This is a genomic window from Geodermatophilus sp. URMC 65 (assembly GCF_053502545.1).
Map to the genome: position 1 here is coordinate 5,474,704 of NZ_CP199954.1, position 17,944 is coordinate 5,492,647.

At 74.7% G+C, this 17,944-nt stretch carries 17 protein-coding genes; 4 read left to right on the forward strand and 13 right to left on the reverse strand.

The genetic code is table 11. The features are described from left to right. Positions 1-125: 125 nt before the first annotated feature. A complete protein-coding gene (locus tag ACWIX7_RS26355) occupies positions 126-845 on the forward strand; it encodes a M50 family metallopeptidase (protein WP_448619352.1) in 720 nt (239 codons plus the stop codon). Here the strand turns inward: ACWIX7_RS26355 and ACWIX7_RS26360 are convergent, their stop codons facing one another. Then, entirely contained in the window at positions 846-3,206 is a 2,361-nt protein-coding gene (locus ACWIX7_RS26360) for a glycoside hydrolase family 65 protein (RefSeq protein ID WP_448619353.1), read from the reverse strand. Continuing rightward, positions 3,203-3,937 carry an HAD family hydrolase gene (locus tag ACWIX7_RS26365; protein ID WP_448619354.1) on the reverse strand — a complete coding sequence of 245 codons (735 nt, stop codon included), beginning with the start codon at positions 3,935-3,937 and terminating at the stop codon, positions 3,203-3,205. Before ACWIX7_RS26365 ends, ACWIX7_RS26360 begins: the two co-directional genes overlap by 4 nt. A 170-nt stretch (positions 3,938-4,107) precedes the next feature. Between ACWIX7_RS26365 and ACWIX7_RS26370 the strand changes: the two genes are divergently transcribed. Next, on the forward strand, positions 4,108-4,653 hold the full coding sequence (locus ACWIX7_RS26370) for a YbhB/YbcL family Raf kinase inhibitor-like protein (RefSeq protein ID WP_448619355.1): 546 nt from the start codon (positions 4,108-4,110) through the stop codon (positions 4,651-4,653). A 111-nt stretch (positions 4,654-4,764) separates the two neighbouring features. Continuing rightward, positions 4,765-5,757 (forward strand): serine hydrolase, encoded by a 993-nt coding sequence (locus tag ACWIX7_RS26375; RefSeq protein WP_448619356.1) that lies wholly within the window; start codon positions 4,765-4,767, stop codon positions 5,755-5,757. Positions 5,758-5,764: 7 nt separating this feature from the next. Here the strand turns inward: ACWIX7_RS26375 and ACWIX7_RS26380 are convergent, their stop codons facing one another. Further along, complete coding sequence (locus ACWIX7_RS26380) at positions 5,765-6,571, reverse strand: GNAT family N-acetyltransferase (protein WP_448619357.1); 807 nt, start codon at positions 6,569-6,571, stop codon at positions 5,765-5,767. Positions 6,572-6,694: 123 nt separating this feature from the next. Between ACWIX7_RS26380 and coaA the strand changes: the two genes are divergently transcribed. Next, complete coding sequence (gene coaA, locus ACWIX7_RS26385) at positions 6,695-7,657, forward strand: type I pantothenate kinase (protein ID WP_448619358.1); 963 nt, start codon at positions 6,695-6,697, stop codon at positions 7,655-7,657. Positions 7,658-8,203: 546 nt separating this feature from the next. On the opposite strand, the gene gcvP is transcribed toward coaA, so the two are convergent. From gcvP to ACWIX7_RS26435, 10 genes are all read right to left on the reverse strand, one after another. Beyond that, entirely contained in the window at positions 8,204-11,257 is a 3,054-nt protein-coding gene (gene gcvP, locus ACWIX7_RS26390; protein WP_448619359.1) for an aminomethyl-transferring glycine dehydrogenase, read from the reverse strand. A gap of 159 nt (positions 11,258-11,416) precedes the next feature. Further along, positions 11,417-11,989, reverse strand: a complete 573-nt coding sequence (locus ACWIX7_RS26395; protein ID WP_448608496.1) for a MerR family transcriptional regulator — start codon at positions 11,987-11,989, stop codon at positions 11,417-11,419. A gap of 425 nt (positions 11,990-12,414) precedes the next feature. Beyond that, positions 12,415-12,909: a bifunctional nuclease family protein gene (locus ACWIX7_RS26400; protein ID WP_100498332.1), complete on the reverse strand. Its 495-nt coding sequence runs from the start codon at positions 12,907-12,909 to the stop codon at positions 12,415-12,417. 110 nt (positions 12,910-13,019) lie between these two features. Continuing rightward, positions 13,020-13,745, reverse strand: coding sequence for a transcriptional regulator FtsR (gene ftsR, locus ACWIX7_RS26405; RefSeq protein WP_448619360.1), 726 nt, complete (start codon positions 13,743-13,745; stop codon positions 13,020-13,022). 129 nt (positions 13,746-13,874) lie between these two features. Next, a complete protein-coding gene (odhI, locus tag ACWIX7_RS26410) occupies positions 13,875-14,387 on the reverse strand; it encodes an oxoglutarate dehydrogenase inhibitor Odhl (protein WP_012948792.1) in 513 nt (170 codons plus the stop codon). 274 nt (positions 14,388-14,661) lie between these two features. Continuing rightward, entirely contained in the window at positions 14,662-15,066 is a 405-nt protein-coding gene (gene gcvH / locus ACWIX7_RS26415; protein ID WP_448619361.1) for a glycine cleavage system protein GcvH, read from the reverse strand. Positions 15,067-15,127: 61 nt separating this feature from the next. After that, positions 15,128-16,018 carry a DUF881 domain-containing protein gene (locus ACWIX7_RS26420; protein WP_448619362.1) on the reverse strand — a complete coding sequence of 297 codons (891 nt, stop codon included), beginning with the start codon at positions 16,016-16,018 and terminating at the stop codon, positions 15,128-15,130. Next, positions 16,015-16,347, reverse strand: coding sequence for a small basic family protein (locus tag ACWIX7_RS26425; RefSeq protein WP_091214231.1), 333 nt, complete (start codon positions 16,345-16,347; stop codon positions 16,015-16,017). The genes ACWIX7_RS26420 and ACWIX7_RS26425 overlap by 4 nt, the downstream gene beginning before the upstream one ends. 2 nt (positions 16,348-16,349) lie before the next feature. Beyond that, positions 16,350-17,285, reverse strand: coding sequence for a DUF881 domain-containing protein (locus ACWIX7_RS26430; RefSeq protein ID WP_448619363.1), 936 nt, complete (start codon positions 17,283-17,285; stop codon positions 16,350-16,352). Next, entirely contained in the window at positions 17,282-17,932 is a 651-nt protein-coding gene (locus tag ACWIX7_RS26435) for a CDP-alcohol phosphatidyltransferase family protein (RefSeq protein WP_448619364.1), read from the reverse strand. Before ACWIX7_RS26435 ends, ACWIX7_RS26430 begins: the two co-directional genes overlap by 4 nt. Between the last annotated feature and the right edge of the window lie 12 nt (positions 17,933-17,944).

Sequence of the window (17,944 nt, forward strand, 5' to 3'; positions counted from 1 at the left end):
GTAGGGTTCAGGGGGGGCACGGCGTGCTGGCACCTCACGCGCCCTCGTCGTCGGCGGACACGACGCCCGGCAGGACCGTGCCGGGGCGCACGGCGTTCACAGCTGCGTGCGGTTGACTCCCCCGCGTGGACGTCGTCGAGGGGCTCTGGGCCCAGGTGACCACTCCCCTGCCCCGGCTGCCGACGACGGTCCTCGTGGGCGCGCTCGTGGCGGCCGGCGCCGTCGTCCTCGCCCCTACCCTGTGGCGGCCGGCCCGGACGGTCGTGACCATCGCCCACGAGGGCGCGCACGGGCTGGTGGCCCTGGCCGCGGGACGACGGCTGTCCGGCATCCGGCTGCACTCGGACACCTCGGGGCTGACCGTGTCGGCGGGGCGGCCGACCGGGCTGGGCATGGTGCTCACCTGCGCGGCGGGCTACACCGGCCCGGCGCTGTTCGGCCTGGGAGCGGCGGCACTGCTGGCCGCCGGCCACGCGGTCGGGCTGCTGTGGGCGCTGCTGGGCCTGCTGGCGCTGCTGCTGGTGCAGATCCGCAACTGGTACGGGCTGTGGGCGGTGCTGGTCACCGGCGCCGTCGTCCTGGCCGTCACCGGGTGGCTCCCGCCGTCGGGGCAGGCCGCGTTCGCCGCTGCCGGCACGTGGTTCCTGCTGCTGTCCGCGCCCAAGACCGTGCTCGAGCTGCAGCGGGCCCGGCGTCGCCGCGCCGCGCCGGACTCCGACGCCGACCAGCTGGCCCGCCTCACCCGCCTACCCGCGGTGCTGTGGGTCGGTCTGTTCCTGCTCGTCGACGTCGGCGCGCTGCTGCTCGGCGGCTGGTGGCTGCTGGGCGACCGGCTGCCGGTCTGACTAGCGTCGGCCGCGCCGCCGGGGGGCCACGCCGTACGGCTGGGACACCGGCGCGACCTCCGGCGGGGGTGGGATCTCGGCGCTGACCTCGTCCTCGGTGACGGTCAGGCGCCGCCCGTGGTGGTGCACGTCGAGCGCCTCGCCGTCGAGGAGCCGGTAGCTGGCCTCGGTCGGCGTCACGGTGACCACCAGCAGTCGGCCCTGGTAGTTGAGCCGGAAGCGCAGCCGGCTGATCCGGTCGGGCAGCCGCGGGGCGAAGGTCAGCCGCCCGTCGTGGTCCCGCATCCCGCCGAACCCGGCGACGGCCACCGTCCAGCCGCCGGCCAGCGAGGCGATGTGCAGGCCGTGCCCGGAGTTGCCGTGCAGGTTCTGCAGGTCGGTCAGGGTGGCCTCGCCCCAGTAGTCGTAGGCCAGGGCCAGGTGGCCGGTCTCGGCGGCCACCACGGCCTGCTGGGTGGCCGACAGGGAGGAGTCGCGCACCGTCCGCGCCTCGTAGTAGGCGAAGTCGGCGGCCTTCTCCTCCGGGGTGAAGGCGTCCCCCCGCAGGTGCAGCGCCATCACCAGGTCGGCCTGCTTGACCACCTGCTTGCGGTAGATGTCGAAGTACGGGTAGTGCATGAGCAGCGGATAGCAGTCCGGCGGGGTGGCCTCGAAGTCCCACTCCTCGTGGTGGGTGAAGGCGTCGGACTGCATGTGCACCCCGCGCCGGGTGTCGTAGGGCACCGCCATGAGCGCGGCCGCCCGGTCCCAGCGGTCGGTCTCCTCCGCCGTGACGCCCAACCGGCCGGCCACGTCGGGCTGGCGCTTCACCGCCGCGATCGCCTCGCGCAGGTTCCGCTGCGCCATGAGGTTCGTGTAGACGTTGTTGTCCACGACGGCGGTGTACTCGTCAGGACCGGTGACGCCGTCGATCCGGAAGCCGTGCTCGTCGTCGAAGTGGCCCAGCGAGGCCCACAGCCGCGCGGTCTCGATCAGCAGCTCGGCGCCGTGGTCGCGGTCGAACTCCTCGTCCTCGGTGGCGTTGTGGTAGCGGACGACGGCGTCGGCGATGTCGGCGTTGATGTGGAAGGCCGCCGTCCCCGCCGGCCAGTAGCCCGAGGTCTCCTCGCCGCGGATGGTCCGCCACGGGAAGGCCGCACCGTCCAGGCCGAGCACCCGGGCCCGCTCGCGGGCCAGCTCGAGGGTCGAGTGCCGCCAGCGCAGCGCGTCACGGGCGGCATGGGGCGCGATGTAGGTGAGCACCGGCAGCACGTAGGTCTCGGTGTCCCAGAAGGTGTGCCCGTCGTAGCCGGGGCCGGTCAGGCCCTTGGCCGGGATGGGCTGGCGCTCGGCGCGCAGGCCCGCCTGGAGCAGGTGGAAGACGCCCACCCGCACCGCCTGCTGGAGCTCCTCGTCCCCCTCGATCTCGACGTCGGCGTGCTGCCAGTGCTCGTCGAGCACCTCGCGCTGCTCACGGAGCAGCCGCTCGAAGCCGGCCAGCTTGGCGGTGGCCAGCGCGCCCTCGACCTGGTCGCGCAGCGCAGCCGCCGAGCGCCGGGAGGACCAGCCGTAGGAGAGGTACTTGACCAGCTTCACCGACGAGCCCTGGGGCAGCCGGGCGGCGAGGGTGAAGCGGGCGAGGTCCTCCCCCGCCTCGATGTCCACCGTGGAGGTGTCCGGGACCTCGACGACGTGGTCCATGCCGGCGGCCATCCGCAGCCGGCTGCGCTTCGTGCGGTGCACCAGGACCGCCCGCTGGCCGCGGGCCACGGCCATCTCGCTGACCAGCGGGCGGGCCAGCGCCGCGGCCGCGCGAGGGTCGGCCTCCGAGCCGCTGTCGACCGGCTCGTTGGCCAGCAGGTCCGACTGCAGGGCGATGTAGAGGTCGCCCTGGCCGTCGGTGCACTCGACGGTGTACTCGATGGCGGCGATCGAGCGGCGGCGCAGCGAGACCAGCCGGAGGCTGGTCACGGTCACCACGCGGCCGTTCGGGGAGCGCCACTCGGTGCTGCGGCGCAGCACGCCGCGGCGCAGGTCCAGGGTGCGCCGGTGCTCGACGATCTCGCCGTAGTCCAGGTCCAGCGGGGTGTCGCCGACCAGCAGCCGGATCAGCTTGCCGTCAGTGACGTTGACGACCGTCTGCCCCTGCTCGGGGAAGCCGTACCCGACCTCCGCGTAGGGCAGCGGTCGCTCCTCGAAGAAGCCGTTGAGGTACGTCCCGGGGACGACGACCGGCTCGCCCTCCTCGAACGAGCCGCGCATGCCGATGTGCCCGTTGGACAGTGCGAACACCGACTCGTGGACGGCGAGCGAGGCGTGGTCCAGGCCCGTCTCGCTCAGCGCCCAGGGCTCGATCGGGAAGTGCGGTCGCCCCTCGGTCACGGCGTGCTCCCCTCGAGCAGCTCGGCGAGGTCCTGGACGACGACGTCCGCACCGGCGGCCTGCAGCCCGTCGGCCTGCCCTACGCGGTCGACGCCCACGACGTAGCCGAAGGAACCCGCACGTCCGGCGGCCACGCCGGCCAGCGCGTCCTCGAAGACGACGGCCTCGGCCGGCGGCACCCCCAGCGCGCGGGCGCCGGCCAGGAAGGTGTCCGGGGCGGGCTTGCCGCGCAGCCCCTGTGCCGCCGCGACCTCGCCGTCCACCCGGGTGTCGATGAGGTCGGCGAAACCACCGGCCTCGATGACCTGCCGCCCGTTGCGCGAGGCGGTGACCACCGCGGTGGCCAGGCCCGCCTCCTTGGCAGCCTGCAGGTAGCGGATCGAGCCGGGGTAGACCTCGACGCCGTGCTCGGCGAGCTCGGCGTGCACCAGCTGGTTCTTCCGGAGACCCACCCCGTGCACCGTCGCGGCGTCCGGCGGGTCGTCCGGCGTCCCCTCGGGCAGCGTGATGCCGCGGCTGGCGAGGAAGTCGCGCACCCCGTCGAGCCGCGGTTTGCCGTCCACGTAGCGGTTGTAGTCCTCCTGGGTGAACTCGGGCGCCTCGGGGTCACGGGCCCGCAGGAACTCGTCGAACGTCCGCTTCCACGCGGCCATGTGAACCGTCGCGGTCCGGGTGAGGACGCCGTCGAGGTCGAACAGGCAGGCGCGAATCGAGCCGGGGAGACCGAGCACTCCCCGACGCTACCGGCGTGCGCGGGCCCGCGCCGTACGGGGAAACACGCTGTTCACCGGGGGGTGGCCCCGCCCTGAGCCTGCGAAGGGCGGGGAGGACGGGGTCCTTCTAGGGTCGGCGCTGGGGGTAGCCGTCCCCGCCGTCCGCCCGAGAGCTGAGGAGCCCGTCCATGGCCGAACGCCCGACGCCGCCCAGTCCCTACGACTTCCTGCCGCAGGTATCGAGCTTCGAGGTCACCAGCACCGACGTCACCGACGGCGCGCCGTTGGGTCGGGCCCAGGTGAGCGGGGTCATGGGTGCCGGCGGCGAGGACCGCTCGCCCCAGCTGTCCTGGTCGGGGTTCCCCGAGGGGACCAAGAGCTTCGCCGTCACCGTCTTCGACCCCGACGCCCCCACCGGCAGCGGCTTCTGGCACTGGGTGGTGGCCGACATCCCGGCCTCGGTCACCGAGCTGCCCAGCGGCGCCGGCGACCAGCAGGGCTCCGGGCTGCCGGAGGGTGCGGTCCAGCTGCGCAACGACGCCGGCTTCCCCGGTTTCGTCGGCGCCGCTCCCCCGGCCGGACACGGGCCGCACCGTTACTTCGTCACGGTGCACGCCGTGGACGTCGAGCGGCTCGACGTGCCGCCGGACGCCTCCCCCGCGTTCCTCGGCTTCAACCTGTTCGGCCACACCCTCGCCCGCGCCGTGCTCGTCGGCACCTACGAGCAGGGCTGAACGGCCCCGTTTCGTACCGCACCGCGACCGGCCGGACGCGCAGCGCTCCGGACACACGGCCGGTGCTTGAGAGTTCTCCTATCTGTTCCCTGAGCTGGGCACCATGGCGGCATGGTGACGGCTGGGGCACACGGGAGCCGGCGACGGCGTGCCCGCTGGTGCCCGCCGTCGGTGGTGGTCTCCGTCGTGCTGCTCGCGTTGCTGCTCACCGGGATGGCCGTGCCCCGGTGGGCCACGGCCGAGGACGACGTCGCAGCGGTGGAGGACGCCGCACCCGCAGAGGTCCCCCCCGCGGACGACGTCCCGGCAGCGGACGTCCCGGCGGCAGCCGCCGACATCCCGGCGGCGGACGTCGTCCCGGCGGTGACCGCCGCCCACGGCGACCTCGGGACCTTCGCCGTCGTCGTCGCCGACCAGGAGGAGCGTCAGACGGACGTCTCCATCCGCGCCGCCGAGGCCCTCACCGCGCAGGTGCTGGCCCGGACGGCCGGCAACGAGCTGGCCGACCGTCCCTTCCCCACCGCCTCGCTGGTCAAGCTCTTCCTCGCCGCGGACGTGCTGCACCGCGCCCGCACCGGCGGAGTCGCCCTGACCCCCGCCGACCGCGCGGAGCTCGAGGTGATGATCCGCAGCTCGAACGACCCCGCTGCCTCGGACCTGTGGGTGCGCTTCGGCGGCGCACAGGCCGTTCGCGACGTCGCCGTCCGCTACGGGCTGACCGACACCGCGCCGCCACGGAGGTGGGGCCAGTGGGGCGAGACGACCACGACCGCCGCCGACCTGGCCCGCTTCCTGACCCGACTGCCGGTGATCGCGCACCCGGACGACGCCGAGGCGCTGCTCGGCTGGATGCGCACGGCCACCCCGATCGCCTCCGACGGCTTCGACCAGGAGTTCGGCGTCTTCGGCACCCTGCCCGGCGCCGCGGTCAAGCAGGGCTGGATGTGCTGCCTCGCCGGCCAGCGCCACCTGCACTCGGTGGGCGTGGTCGGCGGACGGGTCGTCGTGCTGCTCAGCGAGGTGCCCTCGTCGGTGGGCTGGGACCGGGCCAAGGTGGCGCTGGACGCCGTCGCTGCAGCCGTCCCGGTCCCGCCGCCCGCCTGACGGCGGCTCAGCCCACGTCGGAGAGGTCGGCCACGCCCACGGTGGCCAGGCGGGCGAAGCCGGTCCGCTCGTAGACCCGTGCCACGTCGTCGTCCCCGGCGACCAGGAACACCAGCTCGGCGGTCTCGCGCGCGTGCGCGGTCAGCGCCGAGGCCAGCCCCGCGCCGAGGCCCCTGCCCCGCAGCCGCGGGAGCGTGGCGACGCCGACGATCTCGGTCACCTCGACCCCGTCGACGACGACCGGGTGGTGGGTGCCGACCGCGACCGGCTCGCCGTCCTCCACCGCGACCATCATGACCGTGCGACCGGTCGCGATCCGCTCGCGCAGCACCGCGGTGCGAGGCGAGCCGACGGCCACGCCGACCGAGGCGCCGCCGGCCTCCGAGCGCGGCCCCGGGTGGGCGAAGGCGATCGAGGTCAACCGCTCGTAGCGCGGCAGCTCGGGATCGTCCGCGCCGACCAGGTAGAGCCGCACCCCGGGTGGCAGCACCAGCTCCACCGGGTCCGCGGCGACCAGCAGCGGCGAGGAGCCCACGGTCAGTCCTGCGGCCCGGACGGCGGCCTCGACGGTGGGCGCGTCCTCGCAGACCCACTCGACCGCCACCGGCAGGCCGGCGGCCTCCTGGAGCGCCACGGCGGCCCGGACGTCCTCGACGCTCACCGGCTCCCCCGGCCGCGGCCGCGCCGGGTACGGCCAGGTCGGGCTGCCGACCGGCACGTCGAGACCGCCGGCGGGCTGGATGCGCGCATCCGGCAGCGGCGCCGCGGCGAAGTACTGCTCGACGCGCTCGAGCAGCCCCGGGGGCAGGGACACACGGGCACCCTAGACGGGCGGCGCGACGACGTCCGCTCGAGCGCCGGTCGGACGGCCCTCCCCCACCCGGGCGGGTGAGCCGGAGAGGCCGGACGGCACGATGGAGTCCGTGACAGCAGTGGGATGGGCGGCGTGACGGCAGCGGCACGACCCCAGGTGTCGCCCTACGCGGTGTTCGACCGCGACTCGTGGCGTGCGCTCGCGGCGGGCAGCTCCCTGCCGCTCGACGCGACGCAGCTGGAGTCGCTGGCCAGCCTCGGCGACCGCATCGACCTCGACGAGGTCGCGACGGTCTACCTGCCGCTGGCCGGGCTGCTGCGGTTGCACGTCGAGGCCAGCAGGCGGCTGTGGGCGGCCCGCAGCGAGTTCCTGGGCGACTCGACGGCCAAGGTGCCCTACGTCATCGCGGTGGCCGGCAGCGTCGCCGTCGGCAAGAGCACCACCTCCCGGCTGCTGCAGACCCTGCTGGCGGCCGGACCCGGCAACCCGCGGGTCGACCTCGTCACCACCGACGGGTTCCTGCTGCCCAACGCCGAGCTGGAGGCGCGTGGACTGCTCGGCCGCAAGGGCTTCCCGGAGAGCTACGACCGGCGGGCGCTGCTGCGCTTCCTGGCCGAGGTCAAGTCCGGCCGGGGTCAGGTCAGCGCCCCGCTGTACGACCACAAGGCCTACGACGTCGTCCCCGGTGGCCGGCAGGTCGTCGACCGGCCCGACATCCTCGTGCTGGAGGGGCTCAACGTGCTCCAGGCGGGCCGCCGGGCCGACGGCCAGGCGCCCGAGGTCTTCCTCTCGGACTTCTTCGACTTCTCCGTCTACGTCGACGCCGCCGAGTTCGACATCCAGCGCTGGTACGTCGAGCGCTTCCTCGCGCTGCGGCGGACGGCGTTCGCCGACACCAGCGCCTACTTCCACCGGTTCGCCGGCCTGACCGACGAGCAGGCCCGCGAGACCGCCCTCGGCATCTGGGCGGCGGTCAACGGCCCCAACCTGCGCGACAACATCGCGCCGACCCGCTCGCGCGCCCGGCTGGTGCTGCAGAAGGCCGCCGACCACGAGGTCCGCCGGGTCCTGCTGCGCAAGATCTGACGCGGGGACCCTCCCCCACAACGGCTACACCCCCACAATTGATCGAGATCGGCAAATGTTGGGGTAACGGTCATGCACCATGTGGCTCGCCTGCCCGGCCCGGTGATCATGGGGTTGTTGCCGTTCGCCACGGTGCGTCGCCGCGTGTCGGCGGCGACAACCCCATGATGGACCCGGCTGCCGCCGACGCTGGCGCTGCGGCGTCGGCGGCCTCGCGTCGTCGAGCGTCCCGGCGCGTTCGCGCACGCGGCTCGAGCGACCTCCCCTCGTCGTCCGTGACAGGCGCGCCACCCGGCTCGACGAGCGGCGCGGGGTCCCGGAGGACCACCCCCCTCCCCCGTCCGTGCGGGTCGACCACGTCGGCGCCAACGAGCCGGTTGTTGGGGATAACGGCGATACACGACATACGTATGAGCTGCGGTGCCGGTCGTCGACCGGCACCGCAGCTCCTGGACCGTCAGGGCCCGCCCACGGGCCCGGCTCCGCGGCTCGGTCCGCTCCTCGCTCGCGGAACTCGCCGCGATCCCCTCGCGGGGACGGCCGCCGTCAGGCCCGGGCGCCGGCGGGGACGGCGTCGGCGGGGACGGCGTCGGCGGGGACGGCGTCGGCGGCCGTCCCGAGGTCGTCCGGTGCACCCTGGCTGCGGTCGGGGACGCGGGCCGCCGGCCCCGGCGCCGGCTCGGGCTCGGCGAAGGCCTCCGGCGAGGGGCAGGAGCAGACCAGGTTGCGGTCGCCGTAGGCCTGGTCGATCCGCCGCACCGGGGCGAGGTAGCCGCGGCCGCGCAGCGCCGGCACCGGGTAGACGGCGGCCTCGCGCGGATACGGCCGCGCCCACTCCCCCGCCACCATGGCCAGGGTGTGCGGGGCGTTGCGCAGCGGGTTGTCGGCGCGGTCGTACTCGCCGGTGGCGACCTTCTCGATCTCGGCGCGGATGGCGACCATCGCGTCGACGAAGCGGTCGAGCTCGCCCTTGTCCTCGCTCTCGGTCGGCTCGACCATCAGCGTGCCGGCGACCGGGAAGCTCATCGTCGGGGCGTGGAAGCCGAAGTCGATCAGCCGCTTGGCGATGTCGTCGTTGGTGATGCCGGTGGCCTTGGTCAGGGGCCGGATGTCGAGGATGCACTCGTGCGCGACCAGCCCGTCGGCGCCGGTGTAGAGCACCGGGTAGTGCTCCCGGAGCCGCGCGGCGACGTAGTTCGCGGCCAGGATGGCGTGCTCGGTGGCCTGCAGCAGCCCGTCGGGGCCCATCAACCGCAGGTATGCCCAGGAGATCGGCAGGATGCCGGCCGACCCCCACGGTGCAGCCGAGACCGCCGGGCCCTGGGTGCCCGTGTCGACCAGCGGGTGGCCGGGGAGGAAGGGCACCAGGTGCTCCCGGACGCCGATCGGCCCGACGCCGGGGCCCCCGCCGCCGTGCGGGATGCAGAAGGTCTTGTGCAGGTTGAGGTGGCTGACGTCGGAGCCGAACCGGCCGGGCCTGGCCAGGCCGACCATCGCGTTGAGGTTGGCGCCGTCGACGTAGACCTGCCCGCCGGCGTCGTGGACCGCGCCGCAGATCTCCTGGATGTCGGCCTCGAACACCCCGTGCGTCGACGGGTAGGTGATCATGATCGCGGCCAGCCGTTCGGCGTGCTGGTCGACCTTGGCGTGCAGGTCCGCGACGTCGACGTTGCCGGCCTCGTCGCAGGCGACGACGACGACCCGCATGCCGGCCATGACGGCGCTGGCGGCGTTGGTGCCGTGCGCCGACGACGGGATGAGGCAGACGTCGCGGTGCGCCTCGTCGCGGGAGGCGTGGTAGCCGCGGATGGCCAGCAGCCCGGCGAACTCGCCCTGCGAGCCGGCGTTGGGCTGCACGCTGACCGCGGCGTAGCCGGTGACCTCGGCCAGCGCGGTGCACAGCTCGTCGATCAGCTGCCGGTAGCCGCGGGCCTGCTCGGCCGGGGCGAACGGGTGCAGCTGGGCGAACTCCGGCCAGGTGATCGCGGCCATCTCCACCGCGGAGTTCAGCTTCATCGTGCACGACCCCAGCGGGATCATCGTGCGGTCCAGCGCGAGGTCCTTGTCCGCCAGCGAGCGCAGGTAGCGCAGCAGCGCGGTCTCCGAGCGGTGCGCGGAGAAGACCGGGTGGGTGAGGAAGGGGGTGCGGCGGCGCAGCTCGGCCGGCAGCGCTCCGTTGTCGTCCACCGCCGCGCTGCCTCCGTCGGTGCTGTCCGCGGCCACCCCGAAGGCCTCGGCGACCGCGCGGAGGATCTCCACGGTGGTCGTCTCGTCGCAGGCCACGCCGACGGTGTCGGCGTCCACCAGCCGCAGGTTGATCCGCCGCTCGGCCGCGGCGGCGACGACCTCGGCGGCCCGGCCGGGCACCCGGGCGTGCACGGTGTCGAAGAAGCGGTCGTGGACGACGTCCACGCCCCCGGCGCGCAGCCAGCCGGCCAGGGTCTGCGCGCTGCGGTGCACCCGGGCGGCGATCGCGGTCAAGCCCTCGGCCCCGTGGTAGACGGCGTAGGCGCCGGCCATGACGGCGAGCAGCACCTGCGCGGTGCAGATGTTGCTGGTGGCCTTCTCCCGGCGGATGTGCTGCTCGCGGGTCTGCAGCGCCAGCCGATAGGCGACGTCGCCGTCGGCGTCGACCGAGACGCCGACCAGCCGGCCGGGCAGCTGCCGGGCCAGGCCCTCGCGCACGGAGAGGTAGGCGGCGTGCGGCCCGCCGTACCCCATGGGGACGCCGAAGCGCTGCGAGCTGCCGCAGGCGACGTCGGCGCCCCACTCCCCCGGCGCCTCCAGCAGCGTCAGCGCCAGCAGGTCGGCGGCGACGACGACCGCGGCGCCGGCCTGGTGCGCGGCGGCGGCCAGCGCCCGGTGGTCGCGGACGGCGCCGCTGGCCCCCGGGTAGGACAGCAGCACGCCGAACGCCCCGGCCTCGGGCAGGTCGGTGGGCCAGCCGGCGGACAGGTCGGCGACGTGCAGGTGGATGCCGAGCGGCTCGGCGCGGGTGCGCAGGACGGCCAGGGTCTGCGGCAGGGTGTCCTCGTCGACGACGAACACCGCTGATCGATCTGCGCGACGCCCGCCCCCGGCACCGCCCGCGCGCCGGACGAGGGTCATCGCCTCGGCGGCGGCGGTCGCCTCGTCGAGCATGGAGGCCCCTGCGACCGGCAGGCCGGTGAGGTCGGCGACCGCCGTCTGGAAGTTGATCAGCGCCTCGAGCCGGCCCTGGCTGATCTCGGGCTGGTAGGGGGTGTAGGCGGTGTACCAGGCCGGGTTCTCCAGGATGGTCCGCTGGATGACCGCCGGGGTGACCGTGCCGGAGTAGCCCAGACCGATCATCGAGGTGTAGACCTCGTTGGCCTCGGCGCGTTCGCGCAGCAGCCGCAGCACGGTCGCCTCGTCGCCGGCCGGCGGCAGGTCCAGCGGCGTCCGGTCGCGCACGCCCTCGGGCACGCACGCGTCGACGAGGGACTCCAGCGTCGGGTGACCGACGGCGGCGAGCATCGCCTGTGTCTCGTCGGGTCGCGGGCCGATGTGCCGGGCGGCGAAGGACCCGGCGGGGTCCAGCGCGGCGAGTGCGGGCAGGGGCTCAGGAGCACGGTCCGCCATTACCACGACGCTACCAGCGGTGGAGGAGTCGGCGACGTCGTCGACCCGCCGGCCGACACCGCGGCCAGGTGCCGTCCCGGCTCGTGGGGAGCCGCTGCGTCCACTCCTCGCGGAGACCTCCGGCCCCCGCTCGGCGGGAGCCGGTCGACGCCGGCTCTGTCAGACCGCGGCGCGGCGGCGGCGGCGTGCGGCGAGCTCGTCGTCCGCGGTGTGCAGCGGAGCGCCGTCGATGCGCTCGGCGGGCAGCTCGGCGAGCTCGCCGGAGAGCTCGCGCAGCGCGCCGGAGACGGCGATGCCGAAGACGCCCTGGCCGCCGGCGAGCAGGTCGACGACCTCCTCGGCGGAGGTGCACTCGTAGACGGTGGCGCCGTCGGAGAACAGCGTGACGTTGGCGAGGTCCTTGATGCCGCGGTTGCGCAGGTGGTCGACGGCCTTGCGGATGTTCTGCAGCGAGACGCCGGTGTCCAGCAGCCGCTTGACGACCTTGAGCACCAGGATGTCGCGGAAGGAGTACAGCCGCTGGGTGCCCGAGCCGGTGGCGCTGCGCACCGACGGGGCGACCAGGCCGGTACGGGCCCAGTAGTCGAGCTGCCTGTAGGTGATGCCGGCAGCGGCACACGCCGTCGGGCCGCGGTACCCGACGAGGTCGCTGTCGACCTCGTCGTAGGACGGCGCGCCCACGGCAGCGTCGCTGAAGAGCTGACCCTGGGAGCCCTTGCTCTGGTCGCTCACGTCAGCGTCCTCCTCTGCTCCCGCAGCTGACGCCGCGGTCCCCCGCGGTGTTGACCGGGACTCGGGTCGCTGCAGTCGGCTGCCGCGTCGGGTTGCCGGTGTCACACCGCTGTTGTTCGCCGACCGTAAGCCGGGCCCTGGGGCGGGTCAACTGAGGAGGGCGGCGTGTCGCGGCACTCACCCATCGGAGGGGTATCGGCGTACCGGCGCCGTTCCTTGACCCCGAACGCGCCTGCGACCGCGGCCACTCGACGCACGCGCCCCGACCGTCACAGCAGTCACACGCGCCGCACGCCCGCCGACCCGGTGGCCCGCCCCGAGCGGGCGAACGGTGGGAGGACGAGGTCCTGCCACGAGCGGGGGCAGGGGCGGCCCCGTCCCGGGTCCGGCCCGAGCGTGCGACGGTGGGGAGGACGGGTCCTCCGTCAGGCCGGGCCGCTGCCGCCCGACCCGGAGCCGGCGCCGAAGTCCTCCGGGGAGATCTGGTCGAGGAACTCGCGGAACTTCTCGACCTCGTCCTCCTGCTCGTCGGGGATCTCGATCCCGACCTCGTCGAGCAGCTCCTCGGCGCCGTAGATCGGGGCGCCGGTGCGGACGGCGAGGGCGACGGCGTCCGACGGGCGGGCGCTCACGACCCGGTCGTCCCCGAAGACCAGCTCGGCGATGTAGATGCCGTCGCGCATCTCGGTGATGTTGACCGCCTCGAGCGTCGCGCCGAGCGCGCGGACGACGTCCTTGAGCAGGTCGTGGGTCATCGGCCGGGCCGGGCGCACACCCTGCTGCTCGAAGGCGATCGCCGCCGCCTCGACCGCACCGATCCAGATCGGCAGGTACCGCTCGCCCTGCGTCTCCTTGAGCAGCAGGATCGGCTGGTTCCCGGGCAGCTCGACCCGGACACCGACGACTCTGAGTTCCTGCACGGTGGGGCTCCCTCAGCGGCGGCCCGAGGACGGGCGGTGGATCGGTACGGCGGCTGGTGGACGACGGGGCCGTGGACTCGGGGCCCGACCCCGACCACGGTACGCCCGAGTCAGGGGCGCAGGAGATCCCGCAAGCGCGCCTCCAGCAGCGCACCGTGCAGCTGCGCGGAGAGGGCGACCAGCTCCCGCAGCTTCTCGGTGGCCCGGTTGCGGGCCTCCTCGGAGCGGGCCCGCAGCACCGGCGCGACGAGCTGCTCGACCAGTCCGGCCTCGCGCTCGGCGCCGTTCTGGTAGACGCGCAGGTGCCGCGGCTCGATGCCGTGCCGGGCCAGCCCCGCCGCCGCCCGGGCGATCGGCAGGTCGGTCGCCGGGTGCCGGCCGTCGGCGTCGGGGGTCAGCAGCCCGAACTGCACGCAGTCGGCCAGTTGCCCGGCCTCCAGGCCGGACGCCCGCGCGAACTGGTCGCCGGTCAGGCTGCCGGTGTCGGCCTCCTCCTCGGGCGGCGGCGCCGCCGGCGGCGCGCTGCCGGGCAGCGGCTCGCCCCGGTCCAGCGCTGCGAGGTGCTCCTTGATGACCCGCAGCGGCAGGTACTGGTCGCGCTGGGCGGCCAGCACGTACCGCAGCCGGGCCACGTCGGCCGAGGAGAACTTCCGGTAGCCCGACGGCGTGCGCTGCGGGTGCACCAGGTCCTCGGACTCGAGGTAGCGGATCTTGCTGATCGTGACGTCGGGGAAGTCCTCGCGCAGCACGGTCAGCACCTCGCCGATGGTGAGGCGCGGCGCGTGCCGGCCGTCGGGCTCCCCGGACGCCTCGGCACGCGAGGGCTCCGCGTTCACGCCGCCGTCCGTGCCGTCGGCACCGTCCCGGTCCCCCTGGCTGCGCGCCGGGTCACGAGCGCTCCTCGCTGGCGCTCGTCGCGCTCGTGCCCGGTGGCGCTGTGCTCACGCGTGACCTCGCGAGCTCGGTCACGCGCCGGCGGGCTCGCCCGTGCGCGGACCGGTCAGGTAGACGAGGCGGAACTTGCCGATCTGCACCTCGTCGCCCCCGGCCAGCGTGGCGACGTCGACCGGCTCGCGGTTGACGTAGGTGCCGTTGAGGCTGCCGACGTCGTGCACCGAGAAGCCGCCGCCCTCGCGGTGGAACTCCACGTGCCGGCGGCTGACGGTGACGTCGTCGAGGAAGATGTCGCTGTCGGGGTGCCGGCCAGCGGTGGTGACGTCCTGGTCGAGCAGGAAGCGGCTGCCGGCGTTCGGGCCGCGCTTGACGACCAGCAGCGCCGAGCCCGCGGGCAGCGACTCGACCGCGCCGGCGTGGGCGTCGGCCTCGGTGACCTCGGGGGTCTCCGCGGAGTCCTCGCCACCCACCTTGGGGATGACGCTGGTGGACTCGCCGATCCGCTCCTGGGACAGCGCCGCGCCGCACTGCGCGCAGAAGCGACTGCCCTCGGGGTTGTTGTGGCCACAACGAGTGCAGTGCACGTCTGTCTCCTCCGGTGCAGGGGTGGCACCGCCGCGGACCTGGGTCTGGCCGCGGGCGGCCGGCGGACGACGGGCCGGACAGCCCGTCGCGGGTCGGTCGCCGCGTCGAGCACGGCGGGCCGTGGGTCATGGAACCAGCGGCCGACCCGAGGGTCAACCGAACGTACAGGGTGAGGTTCAGCGGTCGCTCAGCGGCCTCCGCGGCGCCCCGGACGGCAGCATAGTGATCGCCGCCGGGCCCGGGGGGACCGCCGCCGCGGCCCCGGAGCGCCGGTCAGCTCGCCTCGACCAGCGCCTGGTAGGCGGCGGCGTCCATCAGGTCCGCGGTGGGGTCGCCGCCGTCCCCGGCGACGCCGATCTCGACCAGCCAGCCGGCGCCGTAGGGGTCGGCGTTGATGGTCTCGGGGGCGTTGGTGAGGGCCTCGTTGACCGCGGTCACGACGCCGGTGACCGGCGCGTAGACGTCGGAGACCGACTTGGTCGACTCCACCTCGCCCATGGGGGCGCCGGGCGCGACCTCGGCGCCGACCTCGGGCAGCTGCACGAAGACGATGTCACCCAGCGCGTCCTGGGCGTGGTCGGTGATGCCGACCCGCACGACGGCGCCCTCGCCCCCACCCGGCTGCAGCAGCGCCCACTCGTGCTGCTCGGTGTAGCGGCGGTCGTCGGGCGTGGTCATGCAGCGGCTCCTCGTCGATGAGGTCGGGTGTCGATCCGGTGGGGTGCGGTCCGGCGCGGCGTCATCCGCCGTCGTCGGTGTCGGGTTGAGCGTATTGAGGGCGGTCGAGCTGCCGCAACGCGTCCACGACGACGGTCTCGGACTCCTCGATGTCGACGCTGCCGCCCTGCCGGCCGACCCGGTCGACGACGCCGCCGGGGATGTTCATCGCCGTCTCCAGGTCCTGCGCCGAGCCGATGACCCGGATCTCGTAGGGGCTGTCCACCTCGACGCCGTCGACCCGCAGCGCGCCGGGGTCGCCGGTGACCGCCGTGGACACCCCGACGCGGACGCCGTCGATCTGCATCGTCTCCGCGCCGGCGCCGCGCAGCTCCTGGACGGCGTCGAGCAGGTCGGCGACCCGCACCCGGCCCTCGGGGTCGCGGATGGTCATGAGCAGCCCCGGGCCCTGGGCGGCGACGGTGCCGTTGAGGATGCCGAGGGCCTCGGCGCGCTCCTGGGCCTCCTGCAGGGCGGCCTCGGACTGGCTGTCGTCGTTGGTGAGATCCCGCAGCGCCGCGCGCTGGTCGGCGATCTGCTCGCGCAGCCGGTCCTCGCGGGCGTCGAGGTCGTCGAGGATGCGGACGAGGTCCTCCTCGCGGAGGGTCGAGTAGTCCTCGCCCGTCCCCGTGGTGCGCACCTGGACGGCGATGGCGAAGCCGAGCAGCAGGGTGAGGACCCCGATCAGCGCGGCGGCCAGCGGGTCTCGCCGGCGCGGCCTCCCGGGGGGCTGCGCCGGCTCCGCGGGGGGCTCCGGGGGCTGCGCGGGCCGGTTGCCCGCGTCCGCGGCGGGCGCGGGGGTGTCGGGGTCGGGGGCGCCCAGGTCGGAGACGTCGAGGTCAGGGGCGTCGTCCCCGGGGTGGACCTCGTCCTCCGGCCGCCGGTCGGGCTCGGGGCGCTGCTGGTCGCTCATGCCCGGAACACGTGCCGGCGGATGGCCGCGGCGTTGCCGAAGATGCGGATGCCGAGGACGACGACCACCGCGGTGGACAGCTGCGCGCCCACGCCGAGCTGGTCGCCGAGGAACACCACGAGCGCGGCGACCACGACGTTGGACACGAAGGAGATGACGAACACCTTGGCGTCGAAGATCCCGTCGAGGCGGGCGCGGAACCCCCCGAAGACCGCGTCGAGGGCCGCGACCACGGCGATCGGCAGGTAGGGCTGCAGCCACAGGGGCACGGTGGGGTCGAACACCAGGCCGAGCACGATGCCGACGGCCAGGCCGAGGATCGGGATCACGATCAGCCCCCCGGCGCCGACTCGGGCGCCACGTCGTCGGTGGGCACGGCGGGCGGCACCTCGGACACCGGGACGGCGGAACGGAGCTCGGGCGGACTCCCGGCGGGAAGGGACAGCTCGTCCTCCTGGGCGAACTCGAAGCGCAGACCGTAGGTCTCGGAGATGACGGCCAGGGCGTTGACCTCGGGGCTGGCCAGGAAGCGGCTGCGCAGGGTCGCGGGGTCGCCGATGGCGCTGACCAGGTAGGGGTTGGTGACCGGCCGGAAGTCGACCAGGACCGCGTCACCGGCGAAGCGGATCGCCGTCGTCGGGCCCAGCCGCTGGCCGTTGATGCTGACCGCCTCGGCGCCGGACGCCCACAGCGCGTTCACCACCAGCTGCAGGTCGCCGTCGCGCACCTGGCCACGGGGGTCGGCCTCCGTCGTCCCGCCGACCGGGTCCTCGTCGGCGTCCGGCTCGGCGTCGGCGAGAGTGACGAGCAGGCCGGGACCGCTGACCGGGAGCGCCCCGGCGGCGAGCTCGGCGTCCTCCACACGCTCGCGAGCCCGTTGCCCGACGGCGGTGGCCGCCAGCGCGTCGTCTCTGGCGGTGGTGACGTCGCTGCGCAGCGACTCGAGGTCGGCGGCGAGCCGGTCGGTGGTCGCCGACTCGCTCTCGACCTCGGCGACCAGCGCCGAGCGCACCTCCTCGCGGCCCTGCGCGCCGGCGGCGGCCTGGTCGTAGGTGACCGCGGCCAGCAGCCCGGCGAGGGCCAGCACGAGGGCGACGGCGAGCTGCCCGTGGCGCCGTCGGGACGGCGGGGCCTCCTCCCCGGCGGCGCGGGCCTCGCGGGTCCGTGCCGCCTGCGCGTAGGCGGGGTCCAGGGTCTCGGCCAGCACCTGGTCGAGCAGCGAGGCGCCCAGCGAGCGCGGCCCGCCGCCGCGCTGCACCGTCGTCACGGGGCCGCCCGGTCGGCGCGGACCAGCCCGGCGACCTGGACGACGTAGAAGACACCGGCCAGCACGTACAGCGCCCCGCCCCACACGGTCAGCGCCCAGGCGACCGGCTGGACCACGGCCGCGACCGGGCCCTCGCCGTCGGCGAGCAGCAGCAGCGGGAAGGCGTAGAGCAGGATGAAGGTGGCCGCCTTGCCCAGGTAGTGCACCTGCAGCGGCGGGTAGCCGTGGGCGCGCAGCAGCAGCAGCGCCAGGGCCAGCACCAGCTCGCGGCCGACCAGGACGGCGACCACCCACAGCGGGACGACCTCGCGCAGCACGAAGGCGACCAGCGTGGCGACGATGTAGAGCCGGTCGGCGGCCGGGTCCAGCAGCGCGCCGAGCTTGCTGGACTGCCCGAGGGCGCGGGCCAGCTTGCCGTCGAGCCAGTCGGTGGCGCCGGCGACCATGAGCACGACCACGGCCCAGCCGTCGGCCTGCGGCCCCAGCAGCAGCCAGAGGAACAGCGGGACGCCGAGCAGCCGCAGCACCGACAACGCGTTGGGCACCGTCCACACCCGGTCGGGCAGCACGTTGCGGTCGGGCAGGGCCGGCACGCTCGCCCCCGTCCGGGCCGAGGCGGCGGCCGACGGCCCGTTCGTCGACGTCACGACACCTCCGCA

Excerpts from the sequence above, each read along its gene's own strand:
- ACWIX7_RS26370 (WP_448619355.1), top strand. The coding sequence starts at position 4,108 with ATGGCCGAACGCCCGACGCCGCCCAGTCCCTACGACTTCCTGCCGCAG.
- ACWIX7_RS26375 (WP_448619356.1), top strand. The coding sequence starts at position 4,765 with ATGGTGACGGCTGGGGCACACGGGAGCCGGCGACGGCGTGCCCGCTGG.
- coaA (WP_448619358.1), top strand. The coding sequence starts at position 6,695 with ATGGGCGGCGTGACGGCAGCGGCACGACCCCAGGTGTCGCCCTACGCG.
- gcvP (WP_448619359.1), bottom strand. The coding sequence starts at position 11,257 with ATGGCGGACCGTGCTCCTGAGCCCCTGCCCGCACTCGCCGCGCTGGAC.
- gcvH (WP_448619361.1), bottom strand. The coding sequence starts at position 15,066 with ATGACCACGCCCGACGACCGCCGCTACACCGAGCAGCACGAGTGGGCG.
- ACWIX7_RS26420 (WP_448619362.1), bottom strand. The coding sequence starts at position 16,018 with ATGAGCGACCAGCAGCGCCCCGAGCCCGACCGGCGGCCGGAGGACGAG.